19 protein-coding genes are annotated in these 22,732 nt (G+C 46.5%); 12 read left to right on the top strand and 7 right to left on the bottom strand.

Annotated features, from left to right (window positions below; all coding sequences use genetic code 11):
• Window positions 1-39 precede the first annotated feature (39 nt).
• Both AC3WQ3_RS15730 and odhB read left to right on the top strand, forming a co-directional pair.
• The gene (locus tag AC3WQ3_RS15730) at window positions 40-2,913 is read left to right on the top strand and encodes a 2-oxoglutarate dehydrogenase E1 component (protein ID WP_492472715.1); all 2,874 of its coding nucleotides are present in this window, start codon (window positions 40-42) and stop codon (window positions 2,911-2,913) included.
• Between the two features lie 5 nt (window positions 2,914-2,918).
• Window positions 2,919-4,202, top strand: a complete 1,284-nt coding sequence (odhB, locus tag AC3WQ3_RS15725) for a 2-oxoglutarate dehydrogenase complex dihydrolipoyllysine-residue succinyltransferase (RefSeq protein WP_154895872.1) — start codon at window positions 2,919-2,921, stop codon at window positions 4,200-4,202.
• A gap of 124 nt (window positions 4,203-4,326) precedes the next feature.
• On the opposite strand, the gene AC3WQ3_RS15720 is transcribed toward odhB, so the two are convergent.
• The 4 genes from AC3WQ3_RS15720 to mnmL all read right to left on the bottom strand — a co-directional run bounded on the left by AC3WQ3_RS15720 (window position 4,327) and on the right by mnmL (window position 8,064).
• Entirely contained in the window at window positions 4,327-5,307 is a 981-nt protein-coding gene (locus tag AC3WQ3_RS15720; protein WP_492472714.1) for an alpha/beta fold hydrolase, read from the bottom strand.
• A gap of 27 nt (window positions 5,308-5,334) precedes the next feature.
• On the bottom strand, window positions 5,335-6,312 hold the full coding sequence (locus AC3WQ3_RS15715; RefSeq protein ID WP_492472713.1) for a type I phosphomannose isomerase catalytic subunit: 978 nt from the start codon (window positions 6,310-6,312) through the stop codon (window positions 5,335-5,337).
• Window positions 6,313-6,524: 212 nt separating this feature from the next.
• Complete coding sequence (mnmM, locus tag AC3WQ3_RS15710) at window positions 6,525-7,109, bottom strand: tRNA 5-(aminomethyl)-2-thiouridylate-methyltransferase MnmM (protein ID WP_336779339.1); 585 nt, start codon at window positions 7,107-7,109, stop codon at window positions 6,525-6,527.
• Between the two features lies 1 nt (window position 7,110).
• On the bottom strand, window positions 7,111-8,064 hold the full coding sequence (mnmL, locus tag AC3WQ3_RS15705) for a tRNA modification radical SAM protein MnmL/YtqA (RefSeq protein WP_492472712.1): 954 nt from the start codon (window positions 8,062-8,064) through the stop codon (window positions 7,111-7,113).
• 305 nt (window positions 8,065-8,369) lie between these two features.
• Here mnmL and AC3WQ3_RS15700 point away from each other — a divergent pair, with 305 nt between their 5' ends.
• Together AC3WQ3_RS15700 and trmB are read left to right on the top strand one after the other, a co-directional pair.
• Window positions 8,370-8,570, top strand: a complete 201-nt coding sequence (locus AC3WQ3_RS15700; protein ID WP_095288345.1) for a hypothetical protein — start codon at window positions 8,370-8,372, stop codon at window positions 8,568-8,570.
• Between the two features lie 151 nt (window positions 8,571-8,721).
• Window positions 8,722-9,471 carry a tRNA (guanosine(46)-N7)-methyltransferase TrmB gene (gene trmB / locus AC3WQ3_RS15695; protein ID WP_336779340.1) on the top strand — a complete coding sequence of 250 codons (750 nt, stop codon included), beginning with the start codon at window positions 8,722-8,724 and terminating at the stop codon, window positions 9,469-9,471.
• A 94-nt stretch (window positions 9,472-9,565) separates the two neighbouring features.
• Here the strand turns inward: trmB and AC3WQ3_RS15690 are convergent, their stop codons facing one another.
• A complete protein-coding gene (locus tag AC3WQ3_RS15690; protein ID WP_492472711.1) occupies window positions 9,566-11,818 on the bottom strand; it encodes an AraC family transcriptional regulator in 2,253 nt (750 codons plus the stop codon).
• Between the two features lie 402 nt (window positions 11,819-12,220).
• Here AC3WQ3_RS15690 and AC3WQ3_RS15685 point away from each other — a divergent pair, with 402 nt between their 5' ends.
• The 3 genes from AC3WQ3_RS15685 to AC3WQ3_RS15675 all read left to right on the top strand — a co-directional run bounded on the left by AC3WQ3_RS15685 (window position 12,221) and on the right by AC3WQ3_RS15675 (window position 15,711).
• Window positions 12,221-13,126 (top strand): ABC transporter permease, encoded by a 906-nt coding sequence (locus AC3WQ3_RS15685; protein ID WP_095359132.1) that lies wholly within the window; start codon window positions 12,221-12,223, stop codon window positions 13,124-13,126.
• A 30-nt stretch (window positions 13,127-13,156) separates the two neighbouring features.
• Entirely contained in the window at window positions 13,157-14,059 is a 903-nt protein-coding gene (locus AC3WQ3_RS15680) for a carbohydrate ABC transporter permease (RefSeq protein ID WP_095288341.1), read from the top strand.
• A 98-nt stretch (window positions 14,060-14,157) separates the two neighbouring features.
• Complete coding sequence (locus AC3WQ3_RS15675) at window positions 14,158-15,711, top strand: ABC transporter substrate-binding protein (RefSeq protein ID WP_492472709.1); 1,554 nt, start codon at window positions 14,158-14,160, stop codon at window positions 15,709-15,711.
• 107 nt (window positions 15,712-15,818) lie between these two features.
• Here the strand turns inward: AC3WQ3_RS15675 and AC3WQ3_RS15670 are convergent, their stop codons facing one another.
• Window positions 15,819-16,967 (bottom strand): MGDG synthase family glycosyltransferase, encoded by a 1,149-nt coding sequence (locus AC3WQ3_RS15670; RefSeq protein WP_127539343.1) that lies wholly within the window; start codon window positions 16,965-16,967, stop codon window positions 15,819-15,821.
• A gap of 50 nt (window positions 16,968-17,017) precedes the next feature.
• Entirely contained in the window at window positions 17,018-17,545 is a 528-nt protein-coding gene (locus AC3WQ3_RS15665; protein WP_153977671.1) for a phosphatase PAP2 family protein, read from the bottom strand.
• A gap of 700 nt (window positions 17,546-18,245) precedes the next feature.
• On the opposite strand from AC3WQ3_RS15665, the gene AC3WQ3_RS15660 reads away from it, so the two are divergent.
• From AC3WQ3_RS15660 to AC3WQ3_RS15640, 5 genes are all read left to right on the top strand, one after another.
• On the top strand, window positions 18,246-19,484 hold the full coding sequence (locus AC3WQ3_RS15660; RefSeq protein WP_095288337.1) for a glycosyltransferase family 2 protein: 1,239 nt from the start codon (window positions 18,246-18,248) through the stop codon (window positions 19,482-19,484).
• 305 nt (window positions 19,485-19,789) lie between these two features.
• Window positions 19,790-20,284, top strand: coding sequence for a translation initiation factor IF-3 (gene infC / locus AC3WQ3_RS15655; RefSeq protein ID WP_153980623.1), 495 nt, complete (start codon window positions 19,790-19,792; stop codon window positions 20,282-20,284).
• Between the two features lie 24 nt (window positions 20,285-20,308).
• Entirely contained in the window at window positions 20,309-20,509 is a 201-nt protein-coding gene (gene rpmI, locus AC3WQ3_RS15650; protein WP_062320217.1) for a 50S ribosomal protein L35, read from the top strand.
• 78 nt (window positions 20,510-20,587) lie between these two features.
• Complete coding sequence (rplT, locus tag AC3WQ3_RS15645) at window positions 20,588-20,947, top strand: 50S ribosomal protein L20 (protein WP_095288335.1); 360 nt, start codon at window positions 20,588-20,590, stop codon at window positions 20,945-20,947.
• 555 nt (window positions 20,948-21,502) lie between these two features.
• Window positions 21,503-22,543, top strand: coding sequence for a BMP family lipoprotein (locus tag AC3WQ3_RS15640; RefSeq protein ID WP_095288334.1), 1,041 nt, complete (start codon window positions 21,503-21,505; stop codon window positions 22,541-22,543).
• Window positions 22,544-22,732: the final 189 nt, after the last annotated feature.

Raw genomic sequence — 22,732 nt, 5'->3', positions numbered from 1 at the left:
GTCAAAAAACACGACTAAATCAAGACGGAGGGAACGTCGATGACGATCGAGGAAGGCAACAAGAAGCCCTGGGAAAGTTACTATGGACCCAATTTGGGATACGTACAAGAACAATATGAATTATTCTCTCAAGATCCTGAATCGGTTACACCCGCATATCGGGAATTGTTTGAACAATGGGGTGCTCCGCCGATGCCTGGCAGAGATGCACATACAGCCACTTATTCCGGCAACGCCCAAACAGCTTCCGGGAGCGTGGATATTCAATTATTACAGAAAGCGGTTACAGCCGGGAAACTGGTTTGGAATATTCGAACTTATGGTCACCTTGCCGCGGATATTGATCCACTTGGCATAAGTGAAGATTCAGATACATCTTTATTGGAACCGAAGCATTTTGAATTGAATGAAGAAGATTTGAAAGCACTGCCCGCATCCCTGATCTGGGAGGGTGCAGATGGACAGACAAGCAACGGCTGGGATGCCATTCAGCGTCTGCGCCAGATCTATACAGGTCCGATTGCTTATGAATTCAGCCATGTTCATGAAGTTCATGAACGCGAGTGGCTGAACCGCCGTGCTGAATCACGGACTTCCCCGGCACCACTGAATCAGGATGAACGGAAGGCACTGCTGGAACGTCTGGTTGAGGTGGAGCAGTTCGAGGATTTCCTTCACAAAACGTTTGTGGGACAAAAACGTTTCTCGATTGAAGGAAACGATGTGCTCGTTCCGATGCTGGATGAAGCAGTACGCATTATGGCACACTCGGGCTCAAGCCATATTCTGATGGGGATGGCTCACCGGGGTCGCCTGAACGTACTCGCCCATGTCCTGGGTAAACCTTACAGCAAAATTTTCTCTGAATTCCATCATTCCCCGAACAAGGATCTGGTTCCGTCTGAAGGATCGACAGGAATCAATTACGGCTGGACAGGGGATGTCAAATACCACCTTGGTGCGAACCGCTTTGTAAAAGATGGCGAAGCAGTACAGGCTCGTCTGACTTTGGCTAACAATCCGAGTCACCTGGAATACGTTAACCCTGTCGTTCAAGGCTTTGCACGTGCGGCGCAGGATGATCGGCGTGATCCGGGATATCCGAAACAGGACGTTACAAAAGCAGCGACAATTCTGATGCATGGCGATGCAGCCTTCCCTGGTGAAGGCATTGTGGCGGAAACGCTCAATTTCAAAGCACTCCCGGGCTATCAAAACGGCGGAACGATTCATATTATTGTGAACAACCGTCTCGGGTTTACAACCGATAGCAGCGATTCCCGTTCTACTTATTACGCGAGTGACCTTGCTAAAGGTTACGAGATTCCGATTGTGCATGTGAATGCAGACAATCCGGAAGCATGTATCGCGGCGATTCGCATGGCAGCAGAGTATCGCAACAAGTTTAAAAAGGATTTCCTAATTGATCTGATCGGTTACCGCCGCTATGGTCACAATGAAACGGACGATCCGGAGACAACCCAACCGAAGGTCTATGAAAAAGTGAAGAGTCACCCTACAGTGAGTCATCTGTATCAGGACCAGCTCAAGCAGGAAGCCGTTATTGATGATGCATCCATTAGCAGCATTCGCGAAGCGGTGACTAATCGTCTGAAAGAAGCTTATGAACAAATGAAGAAAAACGAAGTTCATGAGCAGTCACAACTGAAAGCCACTCAACCTGAGGCGGTTTCGCTTATTCCAACAGCTGTACCGCTGGATAATCTGCGCAGCATTAATGCCGATCTGTTGAAATGGCCAGAGAACTTCAATGTATATCCGAAGTTGCAGCGTATTCTGCAGCGTCGCAGCACTTCCCTGAACGAAGGCGAAAAAGTGGACTGGAGTCTTGCCGAGACACTGGCATTTGCCACAATTCTGGCTGACGGCAAGCCAATTCGGATCAGCGGACAGGACGCAGAACGTGCAACCTTCGCTCACCGGAATCTGGTATTGCATGATTCGGAGAACGGGACAACATTTTGCCCGCTGCATCATCTGCCACAAGCACGTGCAGCGTTTGCCATTTACAACAGCCCGCTGTCGGAAGAGTCGGTGCTTGGATTCGAGTATGGATATAACGTGTATTCCCCGGATACGCTTGTTATCTGGGAAGCTCAATTTGGTGACTTCGCCAACTGTGCACAGGTTATTTTTGACCAATTCGTATCCGCTGGCCGTGCCAAATGGTCTCAGAAATCGAGTCTGGTCATGCTGCTTCCTCATGCCAATGAAGGGCAGGGACCTGAGCATACAAGTGCCCGTCTCGAACGTTTCCTGCAGCTCTGTGCAGAAGATAATATGACGGTTGCCAACTTGACGAGTGCATCCCAGTATTTCCATCTGCTGCGCCGTCAGGCTTCGTTGACTGAAACAGAAGATGCACGTCCTCTGGTCTTGATGTCGCCGAAGAGTCTTATTCGTAATCCGCGTGTTGCATCTCCCGCTGCAGCGTTCAGTGAAGGCAAGTTTGAGCCTGTACTTGAACAAGCAGGGCTTGGAACCAAACCGGATCGCGTAGAACGCATCATTCTGTGCAGTGGTAAGATCGCCATCGATCTCGAGGACGCTTTTGAGAAAGACAGAGCCGACTGGTCCTGGCTTCACATTATTCGTGTTGAGCAGCTGTATCCGTTCCCGGCGGAAGAAATCAAGCGCGTCCTTGCACGTTTCAGCAAGCTGAAAGAACTGGTTTGGGTTCAGGAAGAGAACAAAAACATGGGAGCCTGGACATACATGGAACCTCGCTTGCGCGCTATTGCACCGGAAGGAACAACCGTGAGATACGAAGGCCGTCCGGAACACGCGAGTCCTTCCAGCGGTTATCAAAGTGTGCATAGCATGGAACAGCAACAGATTATTACATCCGCGTTGAAGCAAACGACGAAGAATAATATTCCACTGGGGAGGTAACAGCTGTGAGTGAAATTAAAGTACCTGCAATGGGTGAATCGATTACTGAAGGAACGGTTTCCAGATGGCTTGTCAAAGAAGGCGAAACTGTAAATCAGGGTGACGTTCTTCTGGAGCTGGAAACAGATAAGGTAAATATCGAAATCAGTGCCGAAGAGAGCGGAGTACTCGAGAAAATTATTCGTCAGGAAGGCGAGACGGTTGAAATCGGAGAAACGATTGGTACGCTGGGAGCAGGAACTGGAGGAGGAAGCGGAGCACCCGCTTCCCAGCCGGCTGCAGAACAGCAGCAGGCTGCGGCCCCAGCTCCAGAAGCAGTGGCAGTAGCGGTAGCAACTCCACCTGCAACTGCAGCTCCGGAATCTTCCGAGAATGGAACCAAAACGGCTTCACCAGCCGCACGCAAGCTTGCTCGCGAGCGCGGCATTGAGCTGGATCAGGTTCAGAGCAAAGATCCGATTGGACGTGTGTATCAGGAAGACGTAAAAAGTCATAACACGCAGGCACCGGCTTCAACGCCAGCTCCTGCAAGCAAAGCTCCGGCAGCACCAGCAAGTGCTCCGGCAGCTGGAGGTTCTACTTATGCTAAACCGGTTGAACGCCAACGCATGTCCCGTCGCCGGGCTACCATTGCGAAGCGTCTGGTAGAAGCACAGCAAACCGCGGCAATGCTGACAACCTTTAACGAAGTAGACATGACTGCAATCATGGATGTTCGTAAACGTCGTAAGGACAAGTTCAAAGAGAAGCACGATATCGGCCTGGGATTCATGTCTTTCTTTACCAAAGCCGTGGTTGGCGCACTCAAAAAATTCCCAACCATTAATGCTGAGATTGATGGGGAAGATGTTGTACTCAAAAAATATTATGACATCGGAATCGCAGTGTCTGCCAAGGAAGGTCTTGTCGTTCCTGTTGTTCGCGATGCAGATCGACTGGGCTTCGCTGAGATTGAGAAGAGTATTGCGGACCTCGCTTCCAAAGCTCGCTCCAACTCTCTTGCGCTCTCCGACCTGCAAGGCGGTACGTTTACGATTACCAATGGCGGAACCTTTGGTTCCCTGTTGTCTACACCAATCCTGAATACACCTCAAGTAGGTATTCTAGGTATGCATAAGATCCAGCTTCGTCCGGTTGCGATCGACGCAGAGCGGATGGAAAATCGTCCAATGATGTATATCGCATTGTCTTACGATCACCGTATTATCGATGGTAGCGAGGCAGTACGCTTCCTCGTTACGGTGAAGGAACTGCTGGAAGATCCAGAATCCTTGCTGATCGAAGGGTAACACGGACCAAAACAACATTAGCAATCATTATAGATTCACCTAGCAGAAAGCCCCTACCTGGGGCACAGTGCAAACTGTGTCCCTCGGTAGGGGCTTTCGTATTGCTATAGCTTTGTAAGGAAATTCAGACCGTATCAGCGAGTGTATCACGAATGTCATTTGTGCTGTCTTGCTCGGAGCCCGGCGTGTGACGCTCTAACCAGTTGACCACATGCAAGTATACTTCTTCACGATTGGTCTCGTGCAGCATCTCGTGCCGTCCTTCGGGATACAGGCGATACTCCACATCCTGAATCTGAAGCTGTCTGTACTGGGAGACCAGGTTATACACACCTTTACCATTCAGTCCAACAGGGTCCAGTTCTCCGGAGAACAGATACACTGCTTTATTTTTCGGAATCCGCTTCATGTGTTCAGGCATATGGATTTCCAACAACAGTTTGAAAAAATCACGAAAGAATCCGGCGGTACAGATGGCCCCGCACAATGGATCGTCGATAAATCGTTTAACTTCATCCGCATCACGTGATAGCCAATCAAAAGGTGTGTTAGCCGGACGGAAGGAACGGTTAAAGCCGCCAAACACAATGGCGTTGAGCAGCATGCTTGGATGTGCCGCACCCTGGATACCACATTGCATGAGTGCGAGTTTTTCACCAAATCGGAGAAGACCACGCTTCCCATTGGTTCCGGACAAAATAAATGCATGGTAACGTTCATGTCCAGCATACATCAGATGCTGCACCAGGAACGACCCCATACTATGTCCCATCAGAAACAAGGGGACTCCCGGATGTTCCTTGGATGCGACCTCACCGAGATTAATCATATCACTTGCCATCCAGCGAAAGGCGTCTGCTCCGGCATTGCCGAGCAGTTTCGGATTCTCGACAGATTTTCCATGTCCTCGGTGGTCATTGGCGTAGACAGCATACCCGTGACTGGTAAGACACTCGGCGAATTCACCATATCGTGCTGCGGTCTCGGCCATGCCGTGCGCAATCTGTACAACGCCTCTGATATCGCATTCCGGATCGGGAAGCCAGCGGTAGACATGAATGCGGGTCCCTTCATTACCCACAAGGGCAAACGTAGATTCCTGCATCGTGTAACCCCTCCTTCACTGGTTTGATTAAGGTAGATAAGAACGAAGAACTGTCGTATTGCCATCCAGCGTATAAGCTCCAAGATTGGCAGGCAGCAGGTAGCATTGTCCAGCGCTCAATTCAATTTTTTCCTGCGTATCATTGTCCCATTCCAAGGTTCCGTTCCCTTCACAAACGACGAGAATGGTGAAACTGTCAGCATGAGTAGAGAGTTCCCACCGATCCGAAACAATTCCTTTTTCTACGACAAAATAAGGGCATTCCGCCAGCCTCAGCCATTCGCCTGGTGTCGCGTTATTGGTTTTCATTGTGGTAGCACCAGCGCCCTCATAGGCAGTCACATTCAAGGAATCTTCAACATGCAGCTCGCGTGGTTTTCCATCCAGTCCTGGGCGATTATAATCGTAGATCCGATAAGTTGTATCCGAATTTTGCTGGATCTCGGCAACGACCACTCCTGCGCACAGAGCATGTACCGTTCCGGCAGGAATGAAGAACGTATCTCCCGCTTCAACCGGTACTTGACGGAGCGTATCCATCACGGTGCCATTCTCCAATGCTTCCTTCAGCACCGCACGATCGACTCCTTCGTTTAAACCATAAATGATGTGCGCTCCCGGTTTCGCGTCCAGCACATACCACATTTCCGTTTTGCCAAGTTCGCCTGGAGGAAGGGCTTCATAATCATCTGTCGGATGAACCTGTACGGATAGATCATCATTGCAGTCCAGCAGTTTGATCAAGAGGGGGAAGCGTCCGCCTTTTTCAGATACACCTTTTGTTCCGAGCCACGAAGTGCCTAGCTGTTCCCGCACTTCATCCAGACCTTTACCAGCAAGTTCGCCATTAATGACTTTGGTTGTACCGTTAGGATGATCTGCAATCATCCATCCTTCTCCAATATGTCCTTCAGGTGGTGTCAGACCGAATTGCTCCAGCGCCCGACCTCCCCATACACGTTCCTTAAACTCGGGTTGAAATTGTAGTGGGTATGGCTTAGACATCGTAATCTCTCCTCTAGTATATGAAGTGGTGAATCGCTTTAATCAAATCCATGCCTGTGCATTCCGTATTGTATACGGTTGCAGCAGCCAAATATGTAAAGCACGCATCGTCATAGTAAACGAGCCAAGGTTAGAGCTTGGCCCATATTCATGCACAGCGATGTCGTGCTATTTAATGTGTTTATTTTATGGCATTTGGAGAGTAAAGGAAATTACTTTTTCTCAATACCAATCAGAAATGGAGAGGTTGCGCGCTGCAGCTGGCGGTACATCACAACTTGTGCCTGGTCTACAGGCAAAGCCGAACACCAGGCCAGTACTGCATCTGCCTCCTGTGCACCACCCTCATGGCCCGGATACAATACAGCTGTAATTATGCCGCGTGGTCGCAATAGGCCCAGTGCTGCTTCCAATGCCCCAATCGTGCTGTCCGTTAGAGTAATAACAGAAGCATCCGCACCTTCGGCGGGCAGGTATCCCAAGTTGAACATGACTGCGCCCACTTGGCCCTGCCATTGCTCGGGAACAGCTTCAGCCATTCGGTCATGGCTTAACTCCATCAGGGAGATGGAACCGAGCTTTGATCCGTCTTGCTGTTTACGAATTCGGGCTTGTGCAAGAGTCAGCGCTTCATTTTGGATATCGAAACCGATGACCTGACCACGTTTCCCAACCTGCTGTGCGAGAAACAGGGTATCCGCACCCGTGCCTACAGTGGCATCAATCGCAAAATCCCCGGGCTGCAAACGGGAGGATACCCATTGATGGGCGCAGCTAAGAACCGAGAGAAAGCCCATCTTATGCTCCCCTCCAATATTTACCCTGCCATGAATCACGTAAACGTAATTCGCGGTCAATGGAATTCAGCACTTCCCACTTTTTCATGGACCACATCGGTCCAATCAACAGATCACGCGGAGCATCACCGGTGAGGCGGTGCACAATCATTTCCGGTGGAAGCATCTCGAGTGTATCGACAATCAGTTTGATGTACTCGTCTTGTTCCAGGAATCGAAGAAGCCCGGCTTCATACTGTTTGACCATTGGCGTCTTACGCATGAGGTGCAGCAGATGGATCTTAATGCCTTGCATATCCATATTGGCTACTGCGCGTCCGGTATCCAGCATCATTTCATGCGTTTCCTGAGGCAAGCCATAGATGATATGTGTGCACACACGTATATTCCGTTTCCGCAGCTTCTCTACGGCCTCTTCATAACATTTCGTATCATGCGCGCGGTTGATGAGCGTTGAGGTCGACTCGTGGATGGTTTGAAGTCCCATTTCAACCCACAGGTAGGTACGTTCATTCAGTTCGGCCAGGTAATCCACAACATCATCAGGCAAACAATCGGGGCGAGTGGCAATGGACAGACCGACGACACCGGGCTGTTGTAAAATCACTTCAAAATACTCACGGAGCTGCTCAACAGGAGCATACGTGTTCGTATATGCCTGAAAATATCCGATGTACTGGGCCGTAGGCCATTTGAGGTGCTGTTTGTCCCGAATCGTATTAAATTGGGTAACCAGATCATCCCGTCGGCTGCCGGCAAAATCTCCTGATCCCCGAGCACTGCAGAAGGTACATCCGCCTTTGGCAATTGAACCGTCACGGTTTGGGCAGGTGAATCCTGCGTCAAGCATAACTTTGAACACTTTATTGTTGAACTCGTTTCGCATTTCGTAATTCCAGGTGTGGAATCGTTTATCTCCCCAGGAAAGAGGAGGTTGTATTGCAGGTGCATTCATCTTCAGGGTGCTCCTTTGGCTGCCGGATTCCCTCTCGGGAGAGACAGATGTTTATCTATTCACGTGATAGAACGGATTGTGATAATCCGTGTCTCCATGGACTTTAACCATTGTATCAAAAAACGCAAAAAAAGGGGAATTCGAAGTCAAAAATAGACTGTATTATCAAGGTTTTTCGCTTGCTATAGTTTACACATTGTGTTATATTTAACTTAACGTCAGACAGCATCCAATGGGTACTATTCATCATAGCATTTGAATCAAAATTGACGTCATGGACCATACTAAACCGTGAGGTGATATGAATGAATTCCCAAGTTAAAAACAATAACCTTCATCATGTTTCAGTAGAACTGACGGCAGAAGAAGCACTGGCTTTGACAGGTGTTCGATTTAATGGCAATCCGAAAGTGGAAGCGGCTGCAAGACAAAAAGTTCGCACGGCTTTCGAAAAGACATTTGATTTTTCACACCAAGATAAGGTAGACTATGAACTATTAAAGTAGTTGGACCCCAATTCCAAATAAATCGAAGAGGGAATCTTTGAGATTTGCCCCAAGTGGCAGATCCGAAGATTCCCTTTTCATTGCTCTTTACAATTGGCCGGTTCTTCGGCAAAATGAGTCTGAGACAAGTATGGACAAACGGAGGAATAAAATGCGTTTACGTGGCAGAAAAGGGATTCGGGAAAATCTGGAGGAGCAAGTGGATCTTGTTGTTCTGGAACCCAAACAGTACAAGGGGAAATGGTCTGAACTGTTTGGCAACGACCATCCGATCTTTGTTGAATTTGGTATGGGTAAAGGTCAATTTATCAGCCAAATGAGTTATAAATATCCGCAATACAATTTTATCGGGATTGATATGTATGATGAATTGGTGCGCCGGGCTAGTGAGAAGGCTCGTAATGCGTGGAGTGAGGCTGATGTAGAAACGCCGCCCAATGTGAAGCTTGTCCTGGCGAACATTGAACAGATCGAGGACGTGTTTGAAGCGGGAGAGCTGGAACGGATCTATCTGAACTTCAGTGACCCATGGCCAAAAGCCAAGCATGCACGCCGTCGTTTGACTCATCCGCGTTTTTTGAAGAAATACACAGAACTGCTTAACGCCAAGGGCCAAATTCACTTCAAGACCGATTCGGAGACATTGTTCGAGTTCTCGCTTAATGCGATTGCCGACTATGGTCTGCAAATGACCAATCTGTCCCTGAACCTTCATCGTGATGGATTGAATGAAGAGCATGTCATGACAGAATACGAACAGAAATTCATGGGCAAAGGCATGAACATTCACCGTGTGGAAGTCATTGTGGGTGAAGAGGCGCTGCGTGAGTATCAGCAGATGCGTCTGGACAAGTACAAAGTACGTGAAGCTTCGGATGATTCCGGAGAAGACCAAGAGTAAAATGAATAAGCGGCACATGGAGGAGAGACTCATTACCTCGTGTGCCGCTTTTTTGATGTTTCTTCTTCAAGATCATTAGAAGATATCGATATCGTTACATTTGCTCGGAGCGCAGTTCCTTGCGACGATAATCATTTGGGGTCACCCCATTGAACTTTTTGAACATGCGATAAAAGTAGGAGCTGTTGGTGAATCCGGTTTTCTCAGCAATATCTGCAACGGAATTCTCAGTCTCAATCAGCAGATGCTGGGCTTTGATGATTCGTGTCTCGTTAATCACATCCGTTAGTCCTTTTAACGTGAGTTGTTTATACAACCTGCTGATATAGATGGGCGACATGGTGAGTTCCTCAGCAATGGAGGTGAGGCAGAGATTGGTGTCCGCATAATCCCGTTCGATAATGCTGCTAATTCGGCGTAGGAGCTCTTCATGCCTCAGCGTTCGTTTCTCTTCCACTTTCAATCCTAATTCATCAAATAGGCGATAGAAGTGGGCATGAACTTCACGGAGTTCCTCCGCTTCATGGAGAGGAAGCATTGCAGTGTCCGAGATCGTATTCAGTGTAAGCTGGTTATTTTTTTTAAGCGTATTGCGTACATGGTTCAGTGTCATCGTCAGATGGGACAGAGCCAATTGGAATACGGTAAAAGGGTATGCTGACGTTTCATCCACGATATCCGTATAGATCTGTTTGGCTTCGCCCGTTTTGCCTGTCATGAGGCAATCGATGAGCTGCCGCTCTTTACTTGCCGGAAATGCATATTCCTTGGCCTGATACGCCATGATGTCGGTTGTATACAGCAGGCAGCCCGGACCGCTGAATAATCGGTGCAGGGAAGCCTCCGCTGAGTGGGGGTAGCCGGCGATCGCATCCTCGAAAGAGTCTTCCTCGGGCCCGACAGTGAACGAAACGGAGCATTTCAAATGCAGCATTACCGCATCCTGCAGCATACGCAGTAGTTCCTCCATATCTTCCTCTGCATCCTGTACGTCCTGCTGATCCGAATTTTTGTGATTGAAAAGAAGGCTGATCATGTCCCCGCCCATATCGACGGTTTCCGTGTGGTAGCGAAATTCCGCCGATTCTATGCAAATGTTCATCATCGCATATTTAACAAGCTTGATATCGTCCCGGTAGGTTTCGCAAAAATCGGCAAAACGGTCAATACGCAGCAATACCAGCCTGGACGGACGATGAACCTGGACAGACGAACCATAAAACTTCATGCGCTCTTCCAAAATCCCCCCGGAGACCGTCTCTCGCCCCTGTAGAGCACCACGCAAAAAATCCTGACGCAAGATGTGCAGACTTCCCCGACGCTCGGCTTCCATAACTCGCATGCGAACAATGACTTTATCGATGGGGTGATATAATTTCCGAGAAACAAGGTAAGAGAGCAGCAGTCCAGCAATAAGCAAGCCCAGACAAAACAGGACGGTGTGCGTGCGCATGCTGCGAATATCAGCAGTGATCAGATGATCAGGTGTAATTCGTACATAACGCCATCCCAAATTATCAGGTGTGGTATAGGTGATAAGTGATTTTTCCCCGTCAACGTCAGCGGTAAAGTAGGCAGATTGCTCCGTATTTTGCAGAATGGGGTGCATAAAGGCTTCCTTGGAGAGATCCTGCATTAACGTGCGATCGCCAAAATCGGACAGCAGTTGTCCGTTTTCGTTAATAATAAATGTTTTGCCCGGCTGATCCGCTGCATTGATGTTGGGACTTAACCAATCGTCCTTGATATTGACTACGACTGCGTAGTTTAATTCGGCATTATCATTGATGGTGTCATAGCAGAGATAGGTGTAACTATTCACTTCAACTTCTTCTGTAGAACCAACCTGGTAAGTACGTGGAATCGGAACAAAGGGTTTGTATTCATGAAATCGCTGGAGGATATCCTTAATGCCCTGATCGTCTAATTCGGCAAGGGTTTGCTGACCATTACGTGTTTCTGAACTAATAAAGAATTCGTTGCTTTTGGAGTTGTATACATAGATGGATTCGATAAAGGGAAGGGACATGCGGTAGTTATCGAGCTGCTCCATGGCTGGAGTGACTTCATAAATGCTTGGTTTAGAGTACAGGAGAAGTGCAGAGATGCTGTAGTCCTGATAAATCTGATAAGACAAGGATTTGGCCGTTTCGGTCATTTTGGACACTTCTCGGCTGGTCTGTGTGAGACTGTTCATATCGGTGCGATAGACCTGGCGGAGAGCGATGCGATTGTAGTTGACGTAGAGAATGGCAGAAGCGACGAGCAGGGTAGCAACGGTACTGACAATGATGCCAATCAGTATGCGAGAAAATACATTTTGACTGTCCTCCGAACGTTTGCGCATCAATCAGTTCCCCCTGAACATGTGCATTTTGGGTGAAAAAACTTCATTTCACAGCGTTACGCTCTGTTTCACAGCAGGTCGCTTTGGATGAGGATAGCCCTTTAAATTATACATTATGTATGCGTTTACATCAATATTGTACAAGGTTTAAAAGGTTGTTTCAGTATATATCGTTCAACTTTCGCTGAATTGTTCACGATGCTCAGGTTATGCACGATATCAACATTTGTGAACGCACTAAAGTTCTTTTCAGTGTTGGTTCACATTGTTCATATCCGGTTTGGCAATATCGTTCATTTTCCGGCGGGAAGCTTCAGTATCGGGGAGCGGGAAGGGCATATACACTAAAAACAGAGCTCCACGGCGCAACCGCGCTGCAAGAAATTCGGGAGGGATCGAGCCATGCTCAAAGAATTGAACAAAAACAAAATCATGTTTCTGATGCTGCTGCCTACACTGATCTTTTTTCTTATTAACTCGTATTTTCCGATGGTGGGTATCTACTATGCGTTTACCCGGTACGACTTTGAAGGCGGATTATTCGGCAGTCCATTCGTAGGGCTGGAAAACTTCAAGTTTCTCTGGCAGTCCGGCATGCTGCTGAAGCTTACGACCAACACAGTGGGTTATAACCTGGCTTTCATTATACTGGGAAATGGACTCGCCATTTTCTGTGCCATTATGTTAAGTGAAGTCCGTGGCAAGCTCTTTAAGAAAATTACGCAATCCGTGATGTTCTTACCGTATTTCATCTCATTCGTACTACTCAGTGTAATCGCTTACAACATGTTCAACTATGAATCCGGTTTTGTGAACACAGTACTCAAACGCTTTGAAGCCGGCCCGATTGATATTTATAACACGCCCTGGATATGGGTGTTCCTGATCATTATCTTTTATCTATGGAAGAATCTTGGCTACAGTATGGTGATCTATCTGGCGGCGATTACCGGGATCAGTGACGAATATTATGAAGCTGCCCGTATTGATGGAGCGAATATTTTTCAGCGTATCTGGTATATCACTGTTCCCATGCTGAAACCGACCTTTGTCATTCTGCTTCTGTTTTCTCTGGGGAGCATTATGAAGGGACAATTTGATCTCTTTTATCAGCTTATTGGCAATAACGGTGTGCTGTATAACGCCACAGACATTATTGATACGTACGTGTATCGCTCCCTGAAAGTGACCTTTGATATCGGGATGGCTACCGCAGCAGGCTTGTACCAGTCTCTATTCGGGTTCATTTTGATCATGACCGTGAACTACATCATCCGAAAAGTGAATGAGGATTACGCCTTGTTCTAAACCGCCCAACGGGCAGAAGGGAGAAGCATCATGCATACTACCCGTGCCAGAGATTCGGAATTTACCTTGCTGTTTCAGATCATCGCCTATGGCGTCATTCTGATTTTGTCCATCATGTGTCTGCTGCCTTTTCTTCTAATCCTATCCGGCTCGTTCAGCAGCAATGAGTCGATTGTAAGAGATGGCTATCATCTCTTTCCAACAGACTTTTCCCTGGAAGGCTATCAAATGGTGTTCAAATTCCCTACTCAAGTGCTGAAAGCATACGGAGTGACTGTCTTTACAACCGTTGTGGGGACCGCGCTCGGACTGTTCCTCATTACGATGGCAGGCTTCGTACTACAGCGCAAAGATTTTAAATACCGTAATACCTTCTCATTCTTCATTTACTTCACCACGCTCTTTGGCGGTGGGTTGGTGCCTTGGTACATTATGCTGGCTAATTATTTCAATTTGACGGATACGTATACCGTCCTTATTTTTCCTGGATTGATGACGCCATTTCTTATCATTTTGATGAAAAACTTTATCCGTTCTGCTGTTCCGGATGAGCTGGTTGAATCCGCCAAAATGGATGGCGCGAATGACTTCCGCATTTACTTCAGCATTGTATTGAAACTGGCGATGCCCGGGATCGCAACCGTAGGTTTATTTTTGGCTCTGGGTTACTGGAATGACTGGTTTACTTCGTCTCTGTTCATTAACAACCCGGATATGTATCAGCTGCAGTTTTACCTGTATAACACGATGAATACGATTACTTTTATTGATCAGATGGCCATTGGCACAGGAATTACGCTCAGCCAGGATGTACCTACGGAATCAACCAAGATGGCCATGGCGATTGTGGTGACGGGTCCGATTTTGTTCCTGTATCCGTTTGTACAGCGCTATTTCGTCAAAGGTCTAACGATTGGTGCGGTAAAAGGTTAGAACGTAAAAATGCTCGGGGCGCCAGCCAGTTGTTTGTTTACTTCTGCTCGTGTCCTGGCAGTTTACGCTAACATATAAGGTTTCCTACAAAAGGGAGGATGCGTATGCGCAACAAAATAATTCGGCACTTGTCTCTGGTGCTGGCCCTAATGTTGTTTGCCGGGGTATTAGCCGCATGTAATAACGGATCTGGGGGATCGGCGCAAGGAAATGAGGAAGGGGCGTCTTCGACAGACAAAGGCAAGAAGGTAACCCTGCAATTTTACATGCTTGGGGACGCGCCCAAAGACTTGCCTGTTATTGAATCCGAAATTAACAAACTCGCTGAGGCTGATCTGAACGTCAATGTAAAATTTAACTACACTTCCTGGACGGACTGGGATCAAAAATATAAGCTCCTTCTTTCTTCTGGCCAGCCGATTGACCTGATTTTCACTGCGGACTGGACATTCTATCAATCGTATGCCAAAAAAGGAGCATTCCTGCCGCTCGACGAGCTGCTGCCGAAGGCGGCACCAACATTGCAGTCCCACGTGCCCGAGGACATGTGGAATGCTGTTAAAATCAATGAAAAAATCTATACCGTGCCTTCGACCTGGATCGAATATGTGACAGAAGGAATTGCTTACCGGGAGGACCTGCGCGAAAAGTATAATTTGCCCAAACCGGAATCCCTGGAGACGCTTGAAGCTTATCTTGAAGGAATCAAAGCCAATGAACCGAACATGATTCCGATCGCGGACAACAATTCCAATCACACTCACGGCATCCGACAGTTAACCTCCAAACTGGTGAATACGGCTGGTCAGCTCCCTTACGGGCTTGATATTATGTACGATTCGCCGTCAACCATCACGTCCTATTGGGGATCCGCCCAGCATCTGGAGGACCTGAAAACGTACAAACGCTGGATGGATAAAGGGTTTTTCCCGAAAAACGTGCTGAACGTAAAGGACACATCGAATTCACTGCTGCAAAATGGCAAGGCGGCTGTTGTGCTATCAGGCGAGAACCCGAACAAGTTTAATGCGGATGTGATCAAAGTCCAATCTACGCATCCCGAATGGAAGCTTGGATACTTCGCTTATCCGAATGCCAAAGGTTTTGCACAGCCGGTTCATCCGATTCACAATGGATTCGCCATACCGCGAAGCAGCAAAAATCCGGAGAAGGCACTCGCTTTTTATGAGAAGCTGGTAACAGACAAACGTTACAACTGGCTTACGGAATACGGTGTAGAAGGTAAGAACTTTGAAGTGCAGGATGGCTACTACAAAATGGTGGGCGATGCTCAGACGAATGGATTCCCGCGTGAGGGCATGAATGGCTGGGCTTGGCGGAATCCGGACTTCATGCTCTATGATAAAACGTTCGACGACGTACTCGCCATGTTCGAGGAGCTCGACAAAATCAAGAAGCCGGATATCTTTACCGGATTTGCTGAGGACTGGACACCATTTCAGGCAGAGAAGGCTGCGCTTGAGCAAGTGGAGAAACAGTATCTGTACCCACTGAACGTTGGTTTGGTTGCAGACGTTGAAGCAGGCTTGAATACATTTATGGAAAAAGCTAAGCAGGCAGGGCTGGAGAAAATACAAGCGGAGTACACCAAACAATGGCAGGAATATTTGAAATCGGCAGGCATTCAGTAGTTTTTATATATTTCATTTTACAGTAAACATGAAAAAAGGTACCTTCACGTTGAAGGGACCTTTTTTTCTTTGCATAAGTGTATGCGGCTTGTTTATCGAACTTTTGATCATAATCTAGCCTGATCAGTCTGGAACGGCCGAAGGTCCAGAAGATCAATGATGCTTTGTGCACTTTCCATCGGACGATATTTGGCAATCTGTGCCAAATGGCGTTTGCGTTTACGGACGATGTCGGGATATTTATGTAACAATTTATTCATCCATTTAACCACGACATCGAGCGAAGTGATCGGTTCGCCCAGTCCTCTGGCGGTAAAATATTGAACGTTCTCTTCCTCCTGACCCGGAATGGGATTATGGAACAACATCGGAATACCTTTGGCGAGTCCTTCCGTGCATGTCATTCCACCAGGCTTGGTTATTAGCAGATCCGAAACTTCCATTAGCTTATCCACTTCTTTGGTGTATCCGATAATGTGAATATTTTCTTTCCGGTACTCCGGGTTCTGTTCCATGCTGATCCGGATTTTGTCATTGCGTCCGAGACAGAAGATGATCTGAATGTCGTTATGCCAGCGAGTCAGAAGCTTATTGACCACTTCATCGCTGAGCATTCCCCAGCCGCCGCCCATGACAAGAACGGTGGGCATATCTTTCAGATTAAACTTGGCACGAATCTCATCCCGGCCAGGATGCTCCCAAAAGTTGGGGTGTACCGGAATGCCGGTAACTCGTATTTTGTCCACGGCAACTCCGCGCAGCATCAATTTGGACTTGACCTCTTCAGTAGATACCAGATACAAGTCCACCTCGGGACTGATCCACGTGCCATGCGCATCGTAATCGGTAATGACCGTGCAGAGTGGCACTTGTACACCGAGGCGCTTTAATCTTGATATGACAGCACTTGGAATGGGATGCGTACATACAATGGCATTTGGACGAAGCTGCCGTACGACACTACGTGTATGTGTGTAAAACAGCTTGTGCAATGCGAGTGTAGTCAATCGGTTTAAAGACTTTTTATATTGATGCCTGTATACGTATCCGACAAGTTTGGGCTGGTTGGTTACCGTTTTTTTGTATGCCGTAATAATAAGTGGTGCGACCCTGGGGTTAAGGAAACTACCCAGTTCGAGCACTTTGGTCTGTACTTCCGGTGAGAGCTTTCTCAAACTGCTGGACAGTGCATAAGCGGCTTGTGTATGACCGGCTCCAAAGCCTTCTGAAAGTAGTAATACTCGTTTTTTCTCCACGCTTGCTTCACCTGTTCCTGCTAGGTTTTCCTTAGTCTAACATATCTGCTTTAGGACCATAATGCAACTGTCGCAAGTGCGACTAAAGTACCGATTGTAGCACCTGCAAGCACGTCCGAAGGATAGTGCAAACCCAAGTAAATTCGAGAGAATCCGACAATCAGTGCAACCGGCAGCAGCGTCGCCAGCAAAATAGGTTCCATAGTCATAAACGGAACGGTTACCGAGAAGACAGCGGTTGTATGCCCTGAAGGAAATGAGTGGTCCGTCAGGGGATTGCGGAAGGTGATCGTCTCCGGCATGGCCAGATATGGCCGGATGCGAGGATACAACCTTTTGGCGATGGCTACGGGAATATGGCTCACAGCCAGAGCGATACATGCCTGTAGGCCTGTCGTATTCCAAGGGGCTGGAGCGAGCAGCCATATCAACAAGGATACGGCAATAGAAAATGTTGCTCCGCCCAGATGGGTGAGATAGTACAGCCAAAAATTCATAAATCGATTATGAAGTCGACCATTAATCCACATAAATACATTGCGATCGTACGCTTGAAACTTAACGAATAAACGGCTCATATTGGCCTCCTGCCAGTCAGGCCGCCCGAATTGGCGGCAGTATTTCCGGTATGTTTCCTGTGTCCGGTGTTGTCCTGATTACTATATAACCGTTTTTCGTGAAGTTCAGGTTATTTCAGGTATATGTTTATCATATTTTTAAATGTTGTCCTTTTCAAGAAGAAGACATGTGAACAACGTAAAATTCATGTTAAAGAGTGGTTAATCATCCAACTTAACTTTTTGACTCGGACGAGCTAAAAAAGATACAATGATTCAACATGGCTGAAATGAGGTTAAAAAAATGTGAGTTTTATATTGAACTTTTTGGTGTCCGTTTGCGTTATTTTTTATATAGCCTCTGGTTGGACAGTACTGGGTAATGAAAAAAGCAGGGACTTTAGAAATAAAAATCAAGCAAACGGCTGAAAATAAGATATAACAGGCATGAATGCGAGGGCGCAGTATCACGAACTGCCAATTCAGCGTTTAATGTTCACATTTCTGCTTTAGGAAGTGAAATTGCGGTTTTGACAAATAGCTGAAAAGCATCCAAAATCGATAAAGCAGCCAAATTGGAAGCAACCATGCTTGAAATACTTGCGTAGTAAACAAAAGACCAGGGTCATATTCTGCACATTACAAAAAAACAAAGATGCAGAATCAGGTAGAGAAACGCTAAAGTAAACAGGGTTTGAAAAAAAGGGGGTAACAGAGAACGATGTTGGACGCTATATTCGTCACGATGCAGGTCATACTGGCACTGCTAGCCGTGTACCAATTCACGTTTTCGCTGTTCGGTCTGTATAAGAAAAAGAAAAAGAAACACTATCCTGCCACAAAGTCTTTCGCTGTACTCGTTGCAGCACACAATGAAGAACAGGTCATCGGTGCGTTAATGGAGAACCTGAAGCAACTCGATTATCCGGAAGATCTGTATGATGTGTTCGTTATCTGTGATAACTGTACGGATGGTACAGCTCAAATCGTCAGAGATCATGGCTTGAATGCATGTGTGCGTACAAATGCCGATCTCAGAGGTAAAGGTTACGCCATTGAGTGGATGCTCAAATATCTGTGGAAATTGCCGCGTCAGTATGACGCCGTTGTGATGTTTGATGCCGACAACCTGGTTGATCGCAATTTCCTGCTTGAGATGAATAACGACTTGTGCAACGGTTCGCGTGTTATTCAAGGTTATATCGATACGAAAAATCCGGAAGATTCCTGGATTACTGCAGCATACGGGGTATCGTACTGGTACATCAACCGTTTGTGGCAGTTGTCTCGTCACAACCTGAACATGGCCAATTTCCTTGGCGGTACAGGAATGTGCTTTGAAACGAATTTGCTGAAGGAAATCGGCTGGGGTGCGACTAGCCTTGTCGAGGACTTGGAGTTTACGATGCGCAGTGTGCAGCGTAATGTGTATCCCGTGTTTAACTATGATGCAAAAGTATTTGATGAGAAGCCTTTGACATTCAAAGCTTCAGCAAGACAACGTCTGCGCTGGATGCAAGGTCACTTTACGGTAGCACGGAGATATTTCTTCCCGCTGTTGTGGCAAAGTATTAAGGAAAGAAGTTTGGTCAAGTTTGACCTTGCCGTATATGGTGCTAACGTATACGTTGTATTACTGACATTCCTGATGACCGCTGTGATGTGGGTGGATACTGCCGTATTCAGCGGACCGCATATTGCCAACATCTACGGGTACTTCCCATTATGGGTAGGCTTCGTAGCCATTGGTTTGAACATTTTGACATTCCTGTTGTCGATGGCATTGGAGAAGGTCACTTTTGCGAAAGTGTATCTGTATCTGATTGTATTCCCGATCTATCTGCTATCGTGGTATCCGATTACGTTCTACGCGTTCTTCACGCAGAACAACAAACAATGGAGCCATACCCAGCATACACGTGTTGTACGTTTGGATGAGGTGCAGAGCAAGCAAGGGTAATGATAAACAGCTTCACACCAAAGATTATAGAAAATATTCTAAAACATATTGACTATAGTTGATTAAGGTGTTATAGTATTCAAGTGCGTTAAATGAATAGCAATGGAATCACAAGCAGAAGTCCGACTTCTCACCTGACCAACATTGATGTTGGCTGGTCAACGATCCCAATAATTTATGAAGTGTTTACTCATGAAGAATTGTGTTGATTACAGGGATGTCGGTAGCTTGACCGGCATCCCTTTTATTTTTGTTTAACAGTATTCAAAATGACCTGGAGGTGGACGGTTATTAGTAAAGATCACATGATTAATGATGAGATTCGGGCGAAGGAAGTGCGCCTTGTCGGAGCTGAAGGAGAACAAATTGGGATCAAGCCCATTCGGGAAGCACTGCAAATGGCGATTGATCTGAACTTGGATCTGGTCAATGTGGCACCACAGGCTAAGCCGCCGGTGTGTCGCATCATGGACTATGGCAAGTTCCGCTATGAGCAACAAAAGAAAGAAAAAGAAGCCCGTAAGAACCAGAAAATTGTTGACATTAAAGAAGTATGGTTCCGTTCCAATATTGAGGAGCACGATTATCAAACGAAGCTTCGTAATGTAGTTAAGTTTTTGAAAGAAGGCGACAAGGTGAAATGTTCCGTTCGTTACCGCGGACGTGAAATTGCGCATGCCGCCATTGGTCAACGGATTTTGGAGCGCGTGAAGACGGAAGTTGCAGAACTCTGCACCATCGAGCGTCAACCGAAATTGGAAGGCCGAAGTATGATCATGATTCTGGCTCCAAAAGCCTGATAACATTGAAGGAGGAAACACAAAATGCCTAAAATGAAAACACACAGCAGTTTGAAAGGACGCTTCAAAATTACCGGTTCCGGTAAAGTCCTTCGTTACAAAGCACACAAAAACCACTTGCTTTCCCACAAATCAAAACGTGCTAAGCGCGTTCTGAACGGCAACCCAGTAATGGCAGCAGGGGACGTAAGACGTTTGAAACAAGGCTTGGCTAACTTGAAATAGTACATCCGTATGGGGGATCGGCTTAGGCCGTACACATACCACGGATACATTTAATATTTATTTGGGAGGTTCTTTAATATGGCAAGAGTAAAAGGCGGTTTTGTAGTACGTCGTCGTCATAAAAAGGTTTTGAAACTGGCAAGAGGTTATTTCGGTTCCAAACACCGCATTTTTAAAACAGCTAACGAGCAAGTAATGAAATCCCTGGTTTACGCATACCGTGACCGTCGCAACACGAAACGTAACTTCCGCAGACTGTGGATCGTTCGTATTAATGCAGCAGCACGTCAAAACGGTTTGTCTTACAACAAACTGATCCATGGATTGAAACTTGCTGGAGTGGACATGAACCGCAAAATGTTGGCTGATCTGGCCGTTAACGACATCAATGCGTTCAACTCTTTGGCTACTGTAGCTAAAGGCAAAATCAACGCTTAAATTGTAACATGCAAGCCGCCGTACCTTATGGCGGCTTTTTTTACGCCAGAAAGTGTGGACGAATACACCGGGGTCCGGAAGGACAAACTTAGATTGGATGCGGTTTACAGCTACCAGGTCTCTGGCAGATACATAAAAACCGAACGTTCATATAATGCAAATGAAAACTAGGAGTTACTGGCTAATGGTGATAATGATGGTATATTTTTGTTATATAACATCACATCGTTGTAACGTTAGCGTGTTAAACTGCTAAAATTTTAAGCGTTTTCAACAATAAAAGTCTAAAAATATGTGATTTTTAGTCATGAAACATCTGGATTTTAACACTGGTTAAATGTATAATCACCTCTAGTAGGCTAGTCCTAAACTTTTCTCTCCTAGTCATAATGTTCGGTTTTTCGGCAGATGATCCGGTAAAGATAAGGTGTGAATGGGCTCTTTATGTCGAAGAAACCATACATTCCGCATAAAAGTCATATCAGACATCTGTTCATCGTTCAATATCGACCTGGGTAGGAATTAGGTATATATCATTAAGGGGGAACAAGAGAAATGAAAAAGATGCTCAGCTTGTCTTTGGTCATGTTGCTGGCAGTATCGGTAATGCTCGCAGGTTGCGGAAGCAAACCGAAGGAAGAAACAAATGCCGGTGGAACAACAGGTGGCGAATCCACTGAAGCGAAATCCGATTTGCAGATCGGTATGGTTACTGACGTAGGTGGCGTTAACGACAAATCCTTTAACCAATCCGCTTGGGAAGCTCTGCAAGCAACTGAAACTGAAACAGGTACAGCAGTTAAATACCTGCAAAGTAAATCCGATGAAGAGTACATTCCTAACCTGAACGAATTCGTTAAAGGTGGATATGACCTGACTTGGGGTATCGGTTTCCAATTGGCTGACGCAATCAAAACGGTTGCTGACCAAAACCCTGAATCCAAACTGGCGATCATCGACAGTGTTGTAGATTCTCCTAACGTTAAATCCGTTACATTTGCTGAAGAGCAAGGTTCCTTCCTGGTTGGCGTTGTTGCCGGTCTGACAACAAAAACGAACAAAATCGGTTTTGTTGGCGGTATGGACAGCCCACTGATCAAGAAATTTGAAGTTGGTTTCAGAGAAGGGGTTAAAGCAGTTAACCCTGATGCTGAATTGATCTCCAACTATACAGGCGCATTTGACAAACCAGACCTTGGTAAAGCAGCTGCAGCTACAATCTACAACCAAGGCGCGGACATCATTTTCCACTCTTCCGGTGCTACAGGTAACGGTGTGTTCAACGAAGCCATTGCCCGCAAAAAACAAGGACAAGATGTTTGGGTAATCGGTGTGGATAAAGACCAATCTCTGGAGTTCGGTGATGATGTTACACTGACTTCCATGATCAAAAAAGTTGACGAAGCAGTTAAGAAAGTAAACCAAGAAGTTATCGACGGCACATTTGCTGGCGGTTCTGAAAACCTGACTCTGAAAGAGAACGGTGTAGGTATTGCTGATACTTCTACAAAAAATGTTTCTGCTGACATCCTTGCTAAAGTTGACGAATACAAAGAAAAAATCATCAGCGGCGAAATCAAAGTACCTACAGAGTAATTGCTTCGACCGCGAATTGAATAATCACGAGGCCGGTCTTGACCGGCCTTATGATTGTCAAGACAGGAAAATTTGCTCAAGCCATCATAACATATGTACCTAGTTAACAAGATGCTGCTGGAATCCATCCAAATGCAGAATCAATGTTTTAGCAATAACGCTCCGGAAGGAGCTTTTCTTAAGATTATG

The sequence above is a fragment of the Paenibacillus sp. FW104-T2 genome (assembly GCF_058789975.1).
This window is presented reverse-complemented; position numbering and strand designations above follow the sequence as displayed.